This window comes from Streptomyces sp. NBC_01525 (assembly GCF_045040405.1).
GTDB classification, from domain to species: domain Bacteria; phylum Actinomycetota; class Actinomycetes; order Streptomycetales; family Streptomycetaceae; genus Streptomyces; species Streptomyces benahoarensis.
Window position 1 is genome coordinate 103,292 of record NZ_CP109397.1, and the last position, 19,101, is coordinate 122,392.

Annotated in this window: 18 protein-coding genes; 11 read left to right on the plus strand and 7 right to left on the minus strand. The window is 69.1% G+C overall.

What is annotated here, in order from left to right; genetic code table 11:
- Positions 1-11: 11 nt before the first annotated feature.
- The 7 genes from OG422_RS00410 (at position 12) to OG422_RS00440 (ending at position 6,438) form a co-directional block, all read left to right on the plus strand.
- On the plus strand, positions 12-713 hold the full coding sequence (locus OG422_RS00410) for a sulfotransferase family protein (protein WP_405738307.1): 702 nt from the start codon (positions 12-14) through the stop codon (positions 711-713).
- A 63-nt stretch (positions 714-776) separates the two neighbouring features.
- The gene (gene cysC / locus OG422_RS00415; RefSeq protein WP_405738310.1) at positions 777-1,322 is read left to right on the plus strand and encodes an adenylyl-sulfate kinase; all 546 of its coding nucleotides are present in this window, start codon (positions 777-779) and stop codon (positions 1,320-1,322) included.
- On the plus strand, positions 1,319-2,233 hold the full coding sequence (cysD, locus tag OG422_RS00420) for a sulfate adenylyltransferase subunit CysD (protein ID WP_143940536.1): 915 nt from the start codon (positions 1,319-1,321) through the stop codon (positions 2,231-2,233). The genes cysC and cysD overlap by 4 nt, the downstream gene beginning before the upstream one ends.
- A 2-nt stretch (positions 2,234-2,235) precedes the next feature.
- A complete protein-coding gene (locus OG422_RS00425) occupies positions 2,236-3,507 on the plus strand; it encodes a sulfate adenylyltransferase subunit 1 (protein ID WP_405738313.1) in 1,272 nt (423 codons plus the stop codon).
- A gap of 4 nt (positions 3,508-3,511) precedes the next feature.
- Complete coding sequence (locus tag OG422_RS00430) at positions 3,512-4,264, plus strand: ABC transporter ATP-binding protein (protein ID WP_405738316.1); 753 nt, start codon at positions 3,512-3,514, stop codon at positions 4,262-4,264.
- Positions 4,251-5,126: an ABC transporter permease gene (locus OG422_RS00435; RefSeq protein ID WP_405738319.1), complete on the plus strand. Its 876-nt coding sequence runs from the start codon at positions 4,251-4,253 to the stop codon at positions 5,124-5,126. Before OG422_RS00430 ends, OG422_RS00435 begins: the two co-directional genes overlap by 14 nt.
- 133 nt (positions 5,127-5,259) lie before the next feature.
- A complete protein-coding gene (locus OG422_RS00440) occupies positions 5,260-6,438 on the plus strand; it encodes a cytochrome P450 (protein ID WP_405738322.1) in 1,179 nt (392 codons plus the stop codon).
- 72 nt (positions 6,439-6,510) lie between these two features.
- Here the strand turns inward: OG422_RS00440 and OG422_RS00445 are convergent, their stop codons facing one another.
- Positions 6,511-7,212: a class I SAM-dependent methyltransferase gene (locus OG422_RS00445; protein WP_405738325.1), complete on the minus strand. Its 702-nt coding sequence runs from the start codon at positions 7,210-7,212 to the stop codon at positions 6,511-6,513.
- 323 nt (positions 7,213-7,535) lie between these two features.
- Between OG422_RS00445 and OG422_RS00450 the strand changes: the two genes are divergently transcribed.
- The 4 genes from OG422_RS00450 (at position 7,536) to OG422_RS00465 (ending at position 11,825) form a co-directional block, all read left to right on the plus strand.
- On the plus strand, positions 7,536-9,086 hold the full coding sequence (locus tag OG422_RS00450) for a tryptophan halogenase family protein (RefSeq protein WP_405738328.1): 1,551 nt from the start codon (positions 7,536-7,538) through the stop codon (positions 9,084-9,086).
- 130 nt (positions 9,087-9,216) lie between these two features.
- Entirely contained in the window at positions 9,217-9,825 is a 609-nt protein-coding gene (locus OG422_RS00455; protein WP_251076470.1) for a flavin reductase family protein, read from the plus strand.
- 5 nt (positions 9,826-9,830) lie between these two features.
- Positions 9,831-11,189, plus strand: a complete 1,359-nt coding sequence (locus OG422_RS00460; protein WP_405738332.1) for a cation:proton antiporter — start codon at positions 9,831-9,833, stop codon at positions 11,187-11,189.
- A 39-nt stretch (positions 11,190-11,228) separates the two neighbouring features.
- The gene (locus OG422_RS00465; RefSeq protein ID WP_405738334.1) at positions 11,229-11,825 is read left to right on the plus strand and encodes a sensor domain-containing protein; all 597 of its coding nucleotides are present in this window, start codon (positions 11,229-11,231) and stop codon (positions 11,823-11,825) included.
- 114 nt (positions 11,826-11,939) lie between these two features.
- On the opposite strand, the gene OG422_RS00470 is transcribed toward OG422_RS00465, so the two are convergent.
- From OG422_RS00470 to OG422_RS00495, 6 genes are all read right to left on the minus strand, one after another.
- Complete coding sequence (locus OG422_RS00470) at positions 11,940-12,923, minus strand: clavaminate synthase family protein (protein WP_143940526.1); 984 nt, start codon at positions 12,921-12,923, stop codon at positions 11,940-11,942.
- A gap of 153 nt (positions 12,924-13,076) precedes the next feature.
- Positions 13,077-13,292, minus strand: coding sequence for an MbtH family protein (locus OG422_RS00475; protein ID WP_405738338.1), 216 nt, complete (start codon positions 13,290-13,292; stop codon positions 13,077-13,079).
- A gap of 61 nt (positions 13,293-13,353) precedes the next feature.
- The gene (sbnA, locus tag OG422_RS00480; RefSeq protein ID WP_143940543.1) at positions 13,354-14,346 is read right to left on the minus strand and encodes a 2,3-diaminopropionate biosynthesis protein SbnA; all 993 of its coding nucleotides are present in this window, start codon (positions 14,344-14,346) and stop codon (positions 13,354-13,356) included.
- 41 nt (positions 14,347-14,387) lie between these two features.
- Complete coding sequence (gene sbnB, locus OG422_RS00485) at positions 14,388-15,434, minus strand: 2,3-diaminopropionate biosynthesis protein SbnB (RefSeq protein WP_405738341.1); 1,047 nt, start codon at positions 15,432-15,434, stop codon at positions 14,388-14,390.
- A gap of 46 nt (positions 15,435-15,480) precedes the next feature.
- Complete coding sequence (locus tag OG422_RS00490) at positions 15,481-16,479, minus strand: TauD/TfdA family dioxygenase (protein WP_405738343.1); 999 nt, start codon at positions 16,477-16,479, stop codon at positions 15,481-15,483.
- 41 nt (positions 16,480-16,520) lie between these two features.
- Positions 16,521-18,911, minus strand: coding sequence for an amino acid adenylation domain-containing protein (locus OG422_RS00495; protein WP_405738346.1), 2,391 nt, complete (start codon positions 18,909-18,911; stop codon positions 16,521-16,523).
- Positions 18,912-19,101: the final 190 nt, after the last annotated feature.

Genomic DNA, 19,101 nt, shown 5'->3' on the forward strand with positions numbered 1-19,101 from the left:
AAGGAACTGACATGCTCAACGTCATTGGTGTGGGGTTCGGCCGAACCGGCACCAATTCCCTCCAGCTGGCCTTGGAAAAGCTGGGATTCGGCCCCTGTTATCACATGCTCGAAGTGATTCGACATGCCGATCACCTTCCTCGGTGGCGCCATGCGTTGAGCGCCGACAAGGTCGAATGGGACCGCGTTTTCGACGGTTACAAGTCCTCGGTCGACTGGCCCGGCTGCGCATTCTGGCGCGAGCTCGTCGAGACCTTTCCCGAGGCCAAGGTCGTTCTGACGGTACGGGACCCGGAAAGCTGGTACGCGAGCGTCAAGAAGACCATCTTCGCTACCGGCGAGGACACCGAAGGCCCCACGCTGCCGCCGAACGGTCTCTCCCCCGAGGCCATGGAGTTCGCCGGCTTCATGGGCAATGAACTGCTGCCGCGGATCATGGACGACGGGCAGGGCGGCCGGCTGGACCAGGCCGACGAGGAGCGAGCCATCGAGACGTTCCTCCGGCACAACGAAGAGGTCCAGCGTGTCGTCCCGGCCGACCGTCTGCTGGTCCACCGGGTCACCGAGGGCTGGGGGCCGCTGTGCGAGTTCCTGGACGTGCCGGTCCCGGCCGAGGCATTCCCCCACGTCAACGACTCCGGTACGTTCCGCCGCACCTTCGAGGGAGCGTTCGCGGAGCGGATGGGGCTCTCCGTGCCCGGCGCGAGGGGCTGAGCGCCCCCGAGCGGACGCAACGAACGAACCGGGCACATGGGCGCCGCACTCGAAGGAACCGAAATGAATCGCCATCACCCCGGCGCGACGGTCTGGCTGACCGGGCTGCCGAGCTCGGGAAAGACCACCATCGCCGGCACGCTGGCGAAGCGACTGCGCTCCGCCGGCCACCGGGTGGAGGTCCTGGACGGGGACGAGATCCGCACCTTCCTCTCGGCCGGTCTGGGTTTCTCCCGTGCGGACCGCGACACCAACGTCCAGCGGGTCGGCCTGGTGGCCGAGCTGCTCGCGCGTAACGGCGTCATGGTGCTGGTTCCTGTCATCGCCCCGTACGCGGACAGCCGCGCTGCTGTCCGCGCGCGTCACGAGGGCTCGGGCACGCGGTACGTGGAAGTCCATGTGGCCACCCCGATGGAGGTGTGCGCCGAGCGCGATGTGAAGGGCCTCTACGCGAAGCAGGCGTCCGGCCGGCTTACCGGGCTGACCGGGGTCGACGCCCCCTATGAGCCACCCAAGGAACCGGACTTGTACCTCGATACGCAGTTGCAGTCCCCAGGGCAGTCGGCGCACGCCGTGCAGACGCTGCTGGCGGCGGAGGGACTGATATGACCGCGGTGACCCAGGCACGCGTCCTCAGCCACCTGGACGCGCTGGAATCGGAGGCGGTGCACATCTTCCGCGAGGTGGCGGGCGAGTTCGAGCGGCCGGTGATCCTCTTCTCCGGCGGCAAGGACTCCATCGTCATGCTGCACCTGGCGCTGAAGGCGTTCGCGCCCGCGCCGGTGCCTTTCTCCCTGCTGCACGTGGACACCGGGCACAACTTCCCCGAGGTGCTGGCTCACCGGGACCGACTGGTGACCGCGCACGGGCTGCGGCTGCACGTCGCCTCGGTGCAGGACTTCATCGACCGTGGCGAGCTTCGCGAGCGCCCGGACGGCACCCGCAACCCGCTACAGACCGTCCCGCTCAACGACGCCATCGAGAAACACGGCTTCGACGCGGTCTTCGGCGGTGGCCGCCGCGATGAGGAGAAGGCCCGCGCCAAGGAGCGGATCTTCAGCCTGCGTGACGAGTTCGGCGGCTGGAACCCGCGCCGGCAGCGGCCCGAGCTCTGGGACCTTTACAACGGCCGGCACGCGCCCGGCGAACACGTCCGGGTCTTCCCCATCTCCAACTGGACCGAGCTGGACGTCTGGCAGTACATCGCCCGCGAGCACATCGAGCTGCCCACGATCTACTACGCGCACGAGCGCGAGGTCTTCGCCCGCAACGGCATGTGGCTTGCGCCGGGCGAGTGGGGCGGCCCGAAGGAGGACGAACGAGTCGAGAAGCGGCGGGTGCGCTACCGCACCGTCGGCGACATGTCCTGCACCGGCGCCGTCGACTCCGACGCGGTCACCGTCGAGTCCGTCATCAGCGAGATCACCGTCAGTCGGCGCACCGAGCGCGGCGCCACCCGCGCCGACGACAAGCTGTCCGAGACAGCCATGGAAGACCGCAAACGTGAGGGGTACTTCTAGCCATGCCGACCGCCGACCTCGAAACGAGCGCGACCTCGCTGCTGCGGTTCGCCACCGCGGGTTCCGTCGACGACGGCAAGTCCACCCTGGTGGGCCGGCTGCTGCACGACTCCAAGTCGGTCCTGACCGACCAGCTGGAGGCGGTGGAGCGGGCGTCGCTGGGCCGCGGTCAGGACGCCCCGGACCTGGCGTTGCTGACCGACGGGCTGCGCGCGGAGCGCGAGCAGGGCATCACCATCGATGTCGCCTACCGCTACTTCGCCACCCCGCGGCGCCGGTTCATCCTGGCCGACACCCCCGGCCATGTGCAGTACACCCGCAACATGGTCACCGGAGCCTCCACCGCCGAACTGGCCGTGGTCCTCGTCGACGCCCGCAACGGCGTGGTCGAGCAGACCCGCCGGCACGCCGCGGTCGCCGCCCTGCTGCGCGTCCCGCACGTCGTCCTGGCCGTCAACAAGATGGACCTGGTCGACTACGCCGAGCCGGTCTTCGCCGCCATCGCCGAGGAGTTCACCGCCTACGCCGCCTCACTGGGCGTCCCGGAGGTCACCGCCATCCCGATCTCCGCCCTGGCCGGCGACAACGTCGTCACGCCGTCCGCCACCATGGACTGGTACGCCGGCCCGACGGTGCTGGAGCACCTGGAGACCGTCCCGGTCGTCGCCGCGCCCACCGATGCGCCGGCCCGCTTCCCGGTCCAGTACGTCATCCGGCCGCAGACGCCCGAACACCCCGACTACCGCGGCTACGCGGGGCGGCTGACCGCCGGGATGCTGCGCGTCAGTGACGAGGTCACCGTGCTGCCCTCCGGCCGCACCAGCGTCATCGCGGCCATCGACATCCTCGGCGAGCCCGCGGAGTCGGCCTGGGCACCGCAGTCGGTGACCGTGCGTCTCGCCGACGACCTCGACGTCTCCCGCGGCGACCTGATCGCCCCGGTCGCCGCCGCGCCCACCCTCACCCAGGACATCGAGGCGACCGTCTGCCACCTCCATGACCGCCCGCTGAGGCCCGGTGACCGGGTGCTGCTCAAGCACACCACCCGCACCGTCAAGGCGATCGTCAAGGACATCCCGTCCCGGCTGGCCCTCGACGACCTCGCCCGGCACCCTGCGCCGGGCGAGCTGGTCGCCAACGACATCGGCACGGTCCGGGTGCGTACCGCAGAGCCGCTGGCGCTCGACTCGTACGCCCGGTCGCGTCCCACCGGCGCCTTCCTCCTGATCGCTCCGGCCGACGGCGCCACGCTCAGCGCCGGCATGGCCCACTGAGCCGATGTCCCCCGCCACCACTGCGGCCGTGCGGCTGACCGGTGCGACGAAGACCTTCGGCGATGCGCTCGTCCTTGACGGCATCGACCTGGAAGTGGCGCCGGGCGAGTTCCTCTGCCTGCTGGGCGCGTCCGGCTGCGGGAAATCCACCCTCCTGAACTTGCTGGCCGGTCTGGACCGGCCGTCGTCCGGCCAGGTGTCCTCGGGCGCCGGGCGCCCGGCCCTGATGTTCCAGGACCATGCGCTCTTTCCCTGGCTGACGGCCGGTCGCAACGTCGAACTCGCACTGCAACTGGCCGGGACGGCCGACAGGGCCGAGCGCCGCGCCGAGGCCGCGCGGCTCCTCGGACTCGTACGGCTCGGGGACGCCTACGGCAAGCGGGTGCACACGTTGTCGGGCGGCATGCGGCAGCGTGTCGCCCTCGCTCGCGCCCTGGCCCAGGGCAGCGACCTCCTCCTGATGGACGAACCGTTCACGGCACTCGACGCGTTGACCAGGGATGTGCTGCACGAGGTACTGATCGGCGTCTGGGAGCGCCGGCGGCCGAGCGTCGTCTTCGTCACGCACGACATTCGGGAGGCGGTGCGGCTGGGTACCCGTGTGGTACTGCTGTCCTCCCGGCCGGGCCGGATCGCCCGCGAGTGGCGGATCGGCATCCCTCACCCGCGCCGTGCCGAGGACGCCAACCTCCTCGGCCTGGCCCTGGAGATCTCCCGAGACCTGCGTGAGGAGGTCTGCCGACATGCCCGTGACTGACCTCAGCCCCGTCCGCGGGGAGGACGTCCCGCCGGACTTCTCGTCAGGTGCGGACGTGCTGGATTCCCCGGCCGCTCCGGCCGTGCCCACCCTGTTCCGCCGGTCCGTGAAGAGGGCGACGGCTCCGGTTCTCGCGGCCGTCTTCGTCCTGTCGGTGTGGCAACTGGCCGCCCTCTCGGGCCTGTTCCCGAGGCTGCCGTCACCCGTCGCGGTCCTGGACGAACTGGCCAAGCTGCTACGGGACGGCATCCTGCTGCCGGCTCTCGGGCAGAGTCTGGGCCGGGCCGTGACCGGATTCGCCGCTGCGGTGCTGCTGGGTGTCCCGCTCGGCCTGCTGGTGTACCGGTACGGCGCGGTACGGACCGTCCTCACGCCGGTCCTCGCGGCATTCCAGTCGCTGCCCGCAGCGGCCCTCGTTCCGCTGGCGGTGGTGGCGTTCGGGGAGTCGGAGCGGTCGGTGTACTCGGTCGTCCTGCTGGGTGCCGTGCCGTCCCTCTCCCTGGGCGTGGTCGGCGCGCTCGACCAGGTTCCCGTGCTGCTGCGGCGTGCCGGTCGGGCCATGGGCGCCACTGGTCTGCGGGCGTTCCGCCATGTGCTGGTGCCGGCCGCGCTGCCCGGACTGATCGCGACGCTGCGCCAGGGCTGGACCTTCGGGTGGCGGGCCCTGATGACCGCCGAGCTGATCACCTCGACGCCACTTCCCGGTGTCGGGCGGATCCTCGACACCGGGAAGCAGGCGGACAGTTTCGCCCTGGTGATGGCGTCGGTGGCGCTGATCCTCGCCATCGGCGTGCTGGTCGAGGCCATGGTGTTCCGGCCTGTGGAGAAACGGGTGCTGTACCACCGCGGCCTGCTCGTCTGAACGAGCCCGTCCGACGGTCCTACGGCATCCGGGGCCCGCCTGCGGCAGCGAGTCCCGGTACGCCCGGTTCTCACCCACGCATGTTCGGCGACGAAAAGCAGTTCGGTAACGACGCACACAGAACGGAGACCCGATGACCGAGCAGGATCCCATATCCGTCCCGCATGCCGACGGCAGCAACAATCTTTTCGACTGGCTGACCGGCATGCGGGCCGAGAATCCGGTATGGCAGGAGGGAAATGGCCCCTACCACGTATTCCGCTATGACGACGTGCAGCAGGTGATTTCCGACCCCAAGGTATTTTCGAACGACACCAGCCGCGTCATGCCGCATGTGAAGCCGCTGACCGAGGGACATATCAACGCGATGGACCCGCCGGAGCACGGGAAGCTCCGCCGGCTGGTCAACCAGGCATTCACGCCCCAAACCGTGGACAAACTGGAGACGCGCATCACGGCCGTGACGAACGAGCTGCTTGCCGAGATCGGCAGCGAGCGGTTCGACCTGATCGATGCGCTCACCTATCCACTGCCGGTGATCGTCATCAGCGAACTGCTGGGAATTCCGGCATCGGACCGGGACCTGTTCCGCAAGTGGGCCGACCGGTTCATGAATCTCAGTAGACCCAGGTCCGAGAAGGATATCGTGGCCAATTTCCAGGCGGCCACCCGGGAGATGGACGAATATCTGCTCGCACACTGCCGGCAGCGCCGGGGGGACCCGAAGAACGATCTGATCAGCAAGCTGGCGACCGCGGAGGTGGAAGGCGAACGGCTCACCGATGACGAGGTGGTCAAGTTCGCCGGCATTCTCTTCCTGACCGGGCATCTCACCACGACGCTACTGATCGGCAATGCCGTGCAGTGCCTCGACGACAATCCGGAGACATATGCCGAGCTCCGCGCCGACCGCTCCCTCATTCCGTCCGCGGTCGAGGAAGTGCTGCGCTTCCGGTCGCCGTTCACGACCGTGAGCCGGGTAACGGTGACCGACGTCGAGGTCGGCGGGCGGCTGATCCCCGCCAACCGCATGGTCACGCCGTGGGTCATCTCCGCCAACCACGACGATGCCCACTTCCCGGACGCGGGCCGGTTCGTGATCCGGCGCACCCCCAACCGGCACGTCGCGTTCGGCCGTGGCGGGCACTTCTGCGTCGGAGCGCCCCTCGCCAGGCTGGAGGCCCGGGTGGCGCTCAACGCCCTGCTGGACACCTTCACCGAGCTGCGGGTCGACCGTGATGCCGACATCGCCTACCACGCGCGCGGGATGTACGGCGCCAAGAATCTGCCCGTGGTGGCCCGGCGGGCCTGACGGGCGGGGAGCGAAACAGCAAGGCGGGCAGGTGACCGGAGCCGGTCGCACTGCCCGCCTTCGGGGGGATGCTCAGCGAGGGAGATGGAAGAAAATCATGGGGTTGTCGGTGCTGTTCCGCACCGGCTCCGCGAGCCCGAGATCACGCTTGACCTCGGTGAGCTGCTCCATGACCTCGGGGGCCTTGGCGAGCGAGGGCGTGAAGTACGGAACGTGGTGTTCGGCCAGCCACTTGATGACGACCGACCCCTCGCTCAGCGGCTTCGGCCGGCGGCCGTGGTACACATCGTGGACGCTCGTGGGAATTCCGGCGGGGACGGCCGGGAAGAGGTTCTCGGTGTACCAGCGCGCGAATCGCGCACCGTGGTCGGCATCGATGAAGAGATAGTCGGTGTCGTCCGGGATCTTGCCGAGGTGCTCGCGAACGTCACCCATCGTGAACGTCCACCGGTCGGCGGACAGTTCGGCGGGAACATTGCGGACAACCTTGTCGACGATGTCGAACGAGTACAGGTGACCGGTGCCGTTGTCGCGCAGCGCGCTCAGGATCCACATGGTGGACCACCCGTAAAAGGTGCCGATCTCCACCACGCGCTCCGGCCGATGGTCGCGCAGCAGCAGGTAGGTTATCTCGGCTTCGAGATCGTCCAATTGCGCCTTCATGGACTTCCCGCGCTGCTCCAGAAAGGCGCGCTGGCTGTCACGTACCGCTCGGAGATCGTTCTCATATTTCTGATAGAGCTTGCTCAGAGAATCGACCGAGACGACATCCATTGGCCCTCCATTGACCTTGCAAAAAAACTTTTTGATCACCTGCACGGACCGCGTCCCGGACAGGTGATATGCACGGTTGTTCAGGCTATGCGACCCCGGTATCGTCTCGATATCGTCTCGCTTTCGCGGAATTGTCGGCGACTCGGCCGAAGCATTGCCGGGCCTGCCATGAATCGAAACCGTGAAGCCGAGATAACGAGAGGAAAGGACTCCGGGATAGCTTCACTGCGGGCAATCCGGCCAGCCCCGCTCAGGGGCGACAGGTGTACATAGGCTCTCGCCCTGATCAGTTGTTCCAGATCCTTCGACGCAGGAGTTCCAGAGTGATCAACTCGGTTGTCATTGTCGGCGGCGGCACTGCGGGGTGGATGAGCGCCTCGTACCTGAAGGCCGCATTCGGAGACCGCATAAACGTGACCCTGGTGGAATCGGACCGGGTCTCCAGCATCGGCGTCGGAGAGGCAACGTTCAGCACCGTCCGGCATTTCTTCGACTATCTCGGCCTGGACGAGCGCGAGTGGATGCCGGAGTGCGCCGGCTCGTACAAACTGGGCATCCGGTTCGAGAACTGGCGAAAGTCCGGCCAGCACTTCTACCACCCGTTCGAGCGGCTGGGGGCCTCCGACGGTTTCTCCCTCGCCGACTGGTGGTTGCTCAAGGGCGACCGCAGCCAGCCCTTCGACCGCTCCTGTTTCATCACGCCGGCCCTGTGCGAGGCGCAGCGTTCCCCGCGCATGCTCGACGGCTCACTGTTCGCGAGCGGCCTCGACGGCTCGCTGGGGCGCTCGACGCTTGAGGAGCAGCGCGCCCAGTTCCCCTACGCGTACCACTTCGATGCCGGTCTGCTGGCGCAGTACCTGACGAAGTACGGGACCGACCGCGGTGTACGGCACATCGTCGACGACGTGGTCGAGGTGGGCCGCGACGAGCGCGGCTGGCTCTCGCATGTGAGCACGCGCGAGCACGGTGAGCTCGCCGGTGACCTGTTCATCGACTGCACCGGCTTCCGCGGTCTGCTGATCAACCAGACCATGGAGGAGCCCTTCGAGTCCTTCCAGGACGTGCTGCCGAACAATCGCGCCGTCGCACTGCGCGTACCGCAGCCCGACCAGGCCACCACCGGGATGCGGCCGTACACCACCGCGACCGCGATGGAGGCGGGCTGGATCTGGACCATCCCGCTCTTCGGACGCAACGGCAACGGCTACGTGTACTCCGACGAGTTCTGCACCCCGGAGGAGGCGGAGCGCACCCTGCGCGAGTTCGCCGCCCCCGGGCAGGACGGCCTGGAGGCCAACCACATCCGTATGCGCATCGGGCGCAACCGCCGTTCCTGGGTGAAGAATTGTGTGGCCATCGGCCTGTCCAGCGCCTTCGTCGAGCCGCTGGAGTCCACCGGGATCTTCTTCATCCAGCACGGCATCGAGCAGCTGGTGAAGCACTTTCCCGACGAGCGCTGGGACCAGACGCTGGCCAAGAGCTACAACGACCGGGTCGCGCACGTCCTGGACGGCGTGAAGGAGTTCCTGGTCCTGCACTACCGCGCGGCACAGCGCGATGACACGCCGTACTGGAAGGAAGCCAAGGTCCGCCCCATCCCGGACGCGCTCGCCGCCCGCCTGGAGATCGGGGCCTCGCACCTCCTGGACGAGGAGACCATCTACCCCTACTACCACGGCTTCGAGCAGTACTCGTGGATCACGATGATGCTCGGGCTCGGCCATGAGCCCGCCCGGCCGCGCCCGACGCTCGCCCATATCGACCCCGCCGGAGCGCGCGCGGAGTGGGCGAAGCTCAGGGCCGATGCGGAGCGCCAGGTGGCGACACTGCCCAGCTGCTACGAGTACCTCGCCTCGATCAACTCGGCTCGCTGAGCGCACCTCACCGCCGCAGTTTCCGATGCCCGTACCGATTCCACCGTCAGGTACGGGCATCGGCACTGCTGCCCATCACCCCACCACCCATCTGTTCCCTCCTGAAGGGCGACCGCGCATGGCTACCCGTGTGCCATTCCGACCTGTCCCCCACCCCGAGCTGCCGTCGGAGACACCGCCCCGTGCGCCGGTGCCGCTCGGCGAATTCCGCTCGTTGATGAGCGGCTTCGCCACAGGGGTCGCGGTGGTCACCACACTCGGGCCCGACGGTTGCCCGTACGGCCTCACCTGTACGTCCCTCTCCAGCGTCACGGCCAGTCCTCCCATACTCGCGGTGTGCCTGACGACCCAGGGCGAGACTCTTCGCGCGCTGCTGGACTGCGGAGCGTTCGCGGTGAATCTGCTGCACGAGCAGGGACAGCACGCCGCCGAGGTCTTCGCCAAGCCGGTGGCGGACCGGTTCGCCGAAGTCGTCTGGCAGCCCTCGCCGAACGCGGGCCTGCCGCGGCTGGCGGAAGACGCATTCGCCACGGCCGAGTGCCAGGTGACCCGTGTGCTCGAAGTCGGCGACCACACCATGGTCCTGGGCATGGTGACCGGGGTGACGCAGACGCCCGCCACACCACTGCTGTACGGGGGGCGCCGATTCGCCGTCTGGCCGGACGGCGAAGTACCACAGCCGCCCTCCGTCCCCGCCGTGACGCCGCTGCCCTCGTCCCTCCCGGGCTCGCCATGCTGAACACCGTGCGACTGGCCGCCGCGAGCGGCGGTGCGGCGGTCGATCCGATTGCGCGGTTCCTGCTCGCCGTCGCGGTGATCGTGCTGCTGAGCCATCTGCTGGGAGCTCTGCTCGGCCGCATCGGCCAGCCGCTGGTGGTCGGCGAGATCCTCGGCGGACTGCTGCTCGGCCCCTCCGCGCTGGGATGGGTCTGGCCCTCCGCCCAGGCCTGGCTGTTGCCCTCCGAGGTCGTCTCCACCCTCGACATGGCGGCCCAACTCGGCCTGGTGACCTTCATGTTCCTGCTCGGGTGCGAACTGCATGTGGAGCGGACGGGCCGTCTGGGGAACAGGGCGGTGGGCGCGACCATACTCGGCGGGATGGGCCTGCCGTTCCTCGTCGGTGTCGGTGTCGCGGCCGCGGCGCCCGCCCTGCTGAAGGGCTCCACCCCTTCCCAGGCTGGTTACGTGTTCTTCATCGGGCTCACCATGTCGGTGACCGCCCTGCCGGTACTCGCCAGGATCCTGGTCGATCTGCGCATGGACCGTTCACCGCTGGGGTCGCTCGCGCTGGCCGGCGCCGCCGTGGGAGACGGCGTCGCCTGGCTGGCCCTCACCGTCATTCTCGCCGTGACCGGTTCCGGCGGGACCTTGCACATCGCGGCCACCATCGGCATGACCCTGGCCCTGGTCGCGCTCACCGCGCTGGTGGTGCGCCCGCTCCTCGCGGCCCTCGTGCGCAGGGCCGAGCAGCGTCCCGGTGCCGAGCGGCTGCTTCCCCTGCTGCTCGTCGGCGCCATCGGGTACGCCGCCCTCACCCACCTTCTGGGGCTGCATCCCGTGATCGGCGCTTTCCTGTTCGGTACGGCCGTACCGCGCGACTCCGCCGTCACGACCTGGATGAACCAGCAGCTCCAGGGCTTCACCCTGGCCGTACTGCTGCCGCTCTTCTTCGCCGGTGTGGGACTCCACGTCTCGGTCAGCGCCCTCGGCCTGAACCCCTGGACCTGGCTGGCGTTCGCGGGACTCGTTCTCGCGGCGATCCTGAGCAAGATCATCGGCGCGGGCGGCGCCGCCCGGCTCATCGGCACTCCGCGCAACGAGTCGCTGCGCTTCGGCGTGCTGATGAACTGCCGTGGCGTGACGGAACTGGTGGTGGCGGGCATCGGCTGGCAATTCCACCTCATCAGCACGACCGGCCTGACCGTACTCGTCCTGATGGCGCTGATCACCACCGCCATGACCGGGCCGCTGCTCAAGGCCCTCGGCGTGCGGGCCCCTTCAGCCGACCGCCCCGCACCGCGGCCGCGTGAGACGGCACATGCCGCTGCCGCCTCCGCCACGACGGGCGCATCCGGTGCATCGGGGGCCTCCGTCGGCCCGTAGGTCCAAGGCCCGGGCACCGCCGGCTGACATGATGGCTCCATGGACGACTCTCGCCACTCCCTGCCTGGCGCGCAGCGGCTCCTGCCCGGCCTGCGCACCTTGCTGGGACTGCCGTTGCAACGCCGGACCTGGCAGCACCTGGGATTCGCGCTCCTCCTGCCCTTGGGGCTCGCCCTGATCGCCGGAGTCTTCCATGTCATGAAGGGCCAACGGGGCAGCGCCGGGGGCGGCGTCGGCCCGTTGGCCCTGCTGGCGGCCGTCGCCGTGGTCGCCCTCTGCGGACCGTCCTTCGAGCGGTTCAGGGCTCGTGTCTGGCTCGGTGAGGAGGTCGGCCGCGCTGAGCGCGACGGCCGTCTCAAGCGCGGGACGGCCTTCTTCTTCGCCAACCTGCTGCTGGGGAGCGCCTCGTTCACCGTGGTCATCGGCTGGGTGATCGTCTCTGTACGGAACGTGAGCTACCCCTTCTGGGGGTGGGTGCCCTATCCCGATCCCGCATGGGGCGGACCCTCTCCGCTCGGCGCGGTGTCGCTGCACTTCGCGGCCGGTGTGGTGACCTTCTTCGGGGCGCCGTGGCTCGTCATCCGGCTGAACCGGCTCCAGGTATACGTCGCACGCCGCCTCGTGGGTTCCGGCTGACCATCGGTCCGCCGGTGGAGCCGGCCCCGCGGCTCCCGCAGACGGCACAACGGAAACTGCCTCGACGGTCGAAGAACCGTCGAGGCAGTCTCATGGGTGCGCCGGTGCGCAGCGTCAGTCGAGCACGTAGCCGTCCGCGTCCCGGCAGCCACGGGAGCGGCGCAGGTCCGTGAGGATGAAGCTGCGCTGCAGCCAGCGGTCGCGGCCGTCGTAGCGGGGGGTGAAGGCGGTCCTGCCGTGCACGGTGACCCGGTTGTCGACGATGGCCAGGTCGCCCGGCTCCAGCAGAGCGGTCCGGGCGGTCCGGCCGAACGCCGCCTGGAGTGCATCCATCGCCCGGCCGGCGCACGGTGTGAGCGGCTCGGTGGCGGCGAAGTCGACCCGTACGTCCGGGTCTTCGGGCGCGCCGAAGAGCACCGGGTGCGGTGTGGTGCCGCCGCTTCCGGAACCGAAGGAAGGCGGCGCCGCGGTGACGAACTCCGGGAGGGACAGCGCCTCACGGCTCTCCTCGGACAGCAACGGCAGCGCCTGGCGGATACAGCCGGTGCGCAGCCCGGCCACCCGGTCGTGATCGGCGCGCAGGCACAGCAGCATCACGAAGTCCGGCCGGTGCGGATGGAAGGCGTTCTCGTTGTGGAAGGAGAGCAGTACGGATCCGGCGTTGCCTTGGAAGTCCTCCTGCCCGGGGACGGGGACGACGTCCTGCACCAGGGCGCCGCTCTTCTCCGGTCGGAAGGCGGCCGGATCACCGAGGCCGGCAGCGATCATCATCAGCACTGCCGCGGGCACGGTGGCGCTGCGCTGGACGGATCCCTTGACGGACGGGGTCGGGGGGAGCGCCGGTTCGTGCACCGGCAGCCCGCGTACCAGTGCTGAACCGGTGGGGCCGGACGCCCGGCGGAAGTCGAGCAGCGCGCGGCGCAGTCCGACCGGCAGTTCGGACCAGGCGTCCCGGGCCGCGGCGATCCATTGCGGATCGTCCATGTGCCCGCCGGCGACCGGGAGGATCCGGCGCGCCGTCTCCGCTGTCCTGTCCGCCGACTCCGGATCCACGGGAATCACCGGTGTGGTGACGCCGAGGTCGCATGTCACTGTCATCAATTCCTCGCTTTCTGCTCACTGACCTGGGCAACAGGCAACGGGACGTCCTGTCCGGCAGGTCCGGTTCCGCTACGAGCAGCAGGTCCGGGTGAAGGGAGAACGGCCCTGTCCGGTCGGACGCCGCCGGGACCGGTTCCGACGAGGGACGTTCTATCCGGCACGGTTCATGGCCTCGGCGACGGACCGGGGGCGCATGTCCGTCCAGTGGTTTTCGATGTAGGCGAGGCTCTCCTCGTGCCCGCTCTCTTCCTGGGCCACCTGCCAGCCGGCGGGTACCTCTGCGAAGGCGGGCCACAGGGAGTGCTGGCCCTCGTCGTTGATGAGTACGAGGTATCGGCCCTCGGTGTCCTCGAACGGGTTGGTCATTGCTCACTCGCTTTCTTCATCCATGGATGGCGGACGGACGGTCGGGCGGCGGGACCGGCGCTCAGCTCCTCGGCTCCGCGACGGTCCGCGTCCCCGCATCGGCGTCCTGGTGTCCGTACAGGTCGTGCACCCAGTTGGTCTGATAGACCGTGTCCAGGTAGCGCTCGCCCAGGTCCGGAGAGATGGCCACCGAGGTGAGCTCGGTGCAGCCCGTGTCATGAGTGGCGAGCCAGGAAACGGCCCCGGCGACGATCGTTCCGGTGGAGCCGCCGAACAGGAACCCGCGGGCGGCCAGCCGGTGGCACATCTGCACGGTCACGGCTTCGGGTATCAGCACGACGTCGTCGACGTAGGACTCGTCGAGCAGCGGCGGGCGCACCCCGGCGCCGAGGCCGGGGATCATCCTGGTTCCCGGCGGGCCCCCGAAGGCGACCGAGCCGACGCTGTCCACCGCGACGATCCGGACCTCGGGACGGAACTCCTTGAACCATCGCGCGCAGCCCATGAGCGTGCCCGTGGTGCCGGCTCCCACGAAGAGCACGTCGAGGCCGGTGAAGCGGCGAGCGATGGCGGGCGCGGTCAGCCGGTGGTGCGCACGCCAGTTGTCCTGGTTCAGGTACTGGTTGAGCCACACATACCCGGAGTCGCTCTCGCACAGCCGCCGGACGTAGGTGAGCCTGGCCCCGAGGAACCCCTCGTCCGGGTCTGCTTCGGTGACGATGTGCACATCGGCGCCCAGCGCCTCCATGAGCCGCCGGGACCCCAGGTTGCACCGTGAATCGGTCACGCAGACGAAGCGGTATCCCTTACTCACCGCAATCGTGGCCAGCGCGACGCCCAGATTTCCGGACGAGGATTCCACCAGGGTCGATCCGGTCGTCAACACCCCGGCTCTCTCCGCCGCTTCGACCATTTCGAGCGCGGCTTTCTGTTTGATCGAGCCAGCGAAATTGAAGCCTTCGCACTTGAGGAAGAGCGAGATGTCGAGCGTGGGCTTCAGATCGACGAACAGATCTTCCTCATGGAATTCATGTGGAGCCGAAATGATCGGCACACTACCCCCCGTGGTGTGGAAGGGTCGATAGCGCGGGCCGGTCACCCATAACGGCGCGTCTCGTGGAAGAAGCCGTCGACGACCGTCAGTTCTCCCGCAGCCTGCAAGGTGTCGTAGACGTGCTTGCCGAGCGCGAGGTCCAGGACCCCGAGCCCGAAGGGCGAGAAGATCACCGGCCGGTCGCCGGGGATCTCCAGCTCTCCGGTGAGCACGTCGTAGAGGGTTCCGCTGACGAAGTCCCGGTTTCCCACCTGCTGTTCGGCCAGGTGCAGGGATGTGTTGGCCTTGAGGCAGTGCTCCACGTCGTCCACGACGTTCGTGGCGGCAAGGACCACCTCGGGCGACAGGTCGCGCAGCGAGACGTGCAGGACAACGGGGTTGTGGGAGAACCAGTCGGGGTCCGTGACGTGCGGCTCGCCGGCGACGGTCGCGAAGACGACCACATCGCTGGAGCGGATCAGGTCCTCGGCGCTCTCCCGCACGGTGACGGTCCCCCCGGCACCGGACTCCTTCAGGTAGCCGGCGAAGCCCTCGGCGTGCTCCTGCGACAGGTCGTACACGCCGGTGTCCTCGAACGTCCAACCGGTGCCGGTCAGATAGGTGTGCACATACCTGGCGATCAGCCCGACGCCGAAGAAGCCGATCCTCCGGGGGCGGGCGCGTCCCTGGCTGAGCCGGTCGGCGGCGACAGCGGCCGAGGCGGCGGTGCGCGCGGCACTGATGATGGAGCTCTCCAGGCACGCCAGCGGGTACCCGGTTTCCTGATCGTTGAGGATGAGGACGGCGGAAGCCCGGGGCAGCCCGGTGCTCACGTTCTCCGGGAAACTCGATATCCACTTGATCCCGTCGACCTGGACATCACCGCCGACAGAGGCGGGCAGCGCGATGATCCGTGAGGTGGGGCGGTCGGGGAAGCGCAGGAAGTACGAGGGCGGGTTGACGGTCCCGCCCCTGCCGTGGGTGCGGTAGGCCGCCTCGATGATCTCGGTGGTGCGCTTGTGCTGTCCCTCCAGGACGCGGTGCACGTGGGCGCCGGGGATCACGGCGAAGGAGGGCGCCGGAGCAGCCGGTTCAGAAGTGTGTGACATGTGCGTCTCCGTAGCTGGCATGGGGTGGCGTGTTGCGGGTGGAGGCTCAGGGCAGGACGTGTCCCGCGAGCTGTGTGGGGTTGCCGAACATCACGGCGATCTCGCGGTCGCCCTCGTACGCCTCGCGGCTGTGCGCCATCCGCACGTTGTCGACCAGCAGCAGGTCTCCGACCTGCCACGGCTCGCTCCGGGTTGCCGCTCGGTATGCCTCGTTGATCACGTCGACGGCCGCTGCGGGAATAGGCGTTCCATCGCCGTAGGTGGTGTGGAACGGCAGGGAGTCGGGGCCGTACACATCGGTGAGGTATGCGCGGACCATCGGGTCGAGGGTCAGTTCGTTGAGGAAGGCGGCCTGGTTGAACCAGACCGGGCGGCCGTTCCCGGGGTGGCTGAGCACCGCGGCCCTGCGCTGGCGGGTGCGCAGCGCGCCGTCCGGCAGCCATTCGTGGTCGATGAGCGCGTGCCGGCAGTACGCGTCGACGTCCTGCGGGTCGTCGGTGCCGAACGCCTCGCTCCAGGCCACGCCCACCTCACGATAGGTGCGGGTGAGCTGCCAGCCCAGGCGGGTGAATCGCGCCACCAGGTCATCGGGGAGGGCGTACAGGACCTCTTGCGAGTCGGCGACAGCCGTGGCGCCGCCCTCCCGGGGCACGGCCAGGGCGCCGAACAGTGCGAATGCGGGCACCTCGGCGGCGTAGCTCAGCTCGTGGTGCATGCAGATCGGCTCGTCGCTCGGCCACTCGGAGGAGGAATAGACGGCGCGCTGGTACTCGCGCCGCGGGGAGAAGCGCTCCCGCTCGACCATGGGCTCGATGCCGAGCGCGACTGCCGTGTCAGCCATCGCGGCCGGCGACTGGAGCCCCAGGCCGCGCAGCAGTACGGCACCGTGCTCGGCGACGCTGCGCAGCACCTCCGCGCGGTGTGCCGCGGCCCGGCGCGGGGCGTCGCCGTCGGTCTCACGCACGTGCAGGACGGTCAGCCGACCGGGCGCGGCCGGGGTCACGTCGAGTGCACCCGATGAGGTTTCGGCTGGGACGGACGTCATCTCTTCGATGTCTCCCTCGGTACGGTGGCGCCGGCGGGGCGTCAGTGGACGGCTGCGGCGGGATCCTGCTCGGCGAGCCTGCGGTCCAGCAGTTCCGCCAGGTCCGCGAGGACGGGGTGCTCGGCGATCTCCTTGAGGGAGACGAGCCGGTCCAGAGCGACGGCCAGGCGTACGGCGGTCAGCGAGGTGCCACCTGTCTCGTAGAAGTGGGCGGTGCGGAGGATGCGCTCGACCGGTACTTTGAGCGCCTGTGACCATGCGCCGGCGATCCGCCGTTCGCTGTCGGTCCGGGGCTTCCCCGGATGGTCCGGTGCCTCGTCAGCGCCCGTGGCCTGTGCGGCCAGTGTTTTCTTGTCGATCTTGCCGTTGGGCGTGAGCGGCAGCGCGTCGCGCTGCACCAGCCGCGCGGGCACCATGTACTCGGGCAGCGACCCGGCGAGCCGGGCACGTACGTCCTGCGGCTCCGGCCCGTCCGGGGCCGCGTAGTAACCGACGAGGTAGCGGCCCTCGCCGGAGCCCGCGGCGACCACCGCGGCGTCCCGCACACCGGCCACTTGGAGCAGCCGGTTCTCGATCTCGCTGGTCTCGATCCGGAAACCCCTGATCTTCAGCTGGGAGTCCCGGCGGCCGTGGAACTCCAGCCGCCCATCGGGGGTCCAGCGCCCGAAGTCACCCGACCGGTAGAGGCGTTCACCCGGCCGGGAGGGGTCCGGCAGGAAGGTCTCCTTGGTGCGGGCCTCGTCGTTGATGTATCCGCGGCCCACGCACACACCGGAGAAGACGATCTCCCCGGGCGCGCCGAGCGGCACCGGGTCGAGGTGCTCGTCGACCACGTGGACCCGCACATTGCGTACGGGCCGTCCGAGCGGCACCGTGAGCCCGTCCGGCACCCGGCGCATCACTTCGTGATTGGTGTCGTCCGAGGTCTCGGTGAGGCCGTAGGCATTGACCAGGGCCACGTCGGGGAAGGCCGCGAACCAGCGCTCGACGAGCTCCTTCTTCAACGCCTCGCCGGTCACCGACACGCACCGCAGGTCCGGCAGTTGTCCCTGCCTGCCTTCCAGGTGGGCGAGCAGCACTTCCAGATAGGAGGGGACGAGCTGGGCCACCTCGACCCGGCCGGTGCGCAGGGTGTCCACGAACCTGCCGATGTCGAGGACCGCCTCCTGCTCGACGATATGCGTGGTGCCGCCTACCAGAAGGGCGGACACCAGCTGCCACAGCGATATGTCGAAGCACTGCGGTGCCACCTGCGCGACCGTGCCCCCTTCCCCCACGCCCAGGTCCTCGATCTTGGCGAGGAGGTGGTTGCTGAATCCGGCGTGCTCGCACATCGCACCCTTGGGTTCGCCCGTGGAGCCGGAGGTGAAATAGATGTACGCGAGCTGGTCCCCGGCGACCGGCAGTCGGGGGTTGTGATCGGGCAGGTCCTGGCCGGAGAGTTCGTCGAGCCGGATCACCTCCATCCGGTGACCGGGGAGCGGCGCGGCCCTCACCTGGTCCAGGACGGGGGCCGGGCCGTGCTCGGTCAGGGCGTAACGGCAGGCGCTGCGGTCGAGCATGGCGGAGATCCGTGCGGCGGGGAAGTTCGGCTCGATGGGCAGGTACACCCCGCCGGCTTTGAAGACTCCGATCACTGCGCCGAGCCAGGCGAGATTGCGCTCGGTCAGCACGGCGACGACGTCTTCGTCCCCGAGCCCGGAACGGCGCAGCGCCCAGGCGACGCGGTTGGCCTGCCGGTTGACCTCCTCGTAGGTGACACGGCGTCCGCCCTGCACGGCCGCCACGGCATGCGGGTGGCGGCGCACCCGGTCCTCGAAGAGCTCGTGGAACCTGCGGTCGGGCAGCGGCTCCTCGGCCCCCGCGAACTCCACCGTCTGCACGTGGAGTTCGTCGGCGGAGAGCAGGCTCTTGCGGTCGTGGGCGTCCGCCGGGTTCTCGGTGATGCGGCGCAGTGCGGTGGTGAAGTATCCGGCGATGCGTACCGCCGCCTGGTGGTCGAGGACCTCGGTGCGGTGACGTACCACAAGGGCCCCGCCGTCCGCGGATACCGCCAGAACGACTCCGGGGGGAAGCTCGCCGGTCCGCTCGGCCACCATGGTGTCCAGCAGCGCACGACCCGCATGCTCGGCGGGCTGCGGGGCCTGCGCGGCATACCGCAGGATGTCGCGGCGGGTACGGTCCGCCGCCCCGATCAGCTCCTGCCAGGTGCCCCCCTCGACGCTCACCCGTGCGGGCAGGGGGCCGTCCTGCGACGGCCGGGCCGCGGGCTGGAAACCGATGACCGTCCCGCGCTCGCCGGTCAGCGCCGCAACGACCTTCGCGTGTACGGCAAGCAGCACGGAACTGGTGACGTCGGCCCCGGCGGGCAGTGCTGCCCGGTACTCGCCCAGCCCCCGTTCCGGCCGCGCCGAGGCGGCCCAGGCCGGCAAGGGCGTGAATCCGCCGGCGTCGAGTACCTTGCGCCAGTAGTTCCGACCGGCCGCTGCGCCGTTTTCGCCCGCACTGTCCCGCACGAGTTTCGCCTCCACCCGGGATGACCGTCACGTTCATGAGCCGTCAGTCAACTTCACGCATTCGGGGGCGACATTAATCAGACCTCTTATCGCGGGAATATTGCAT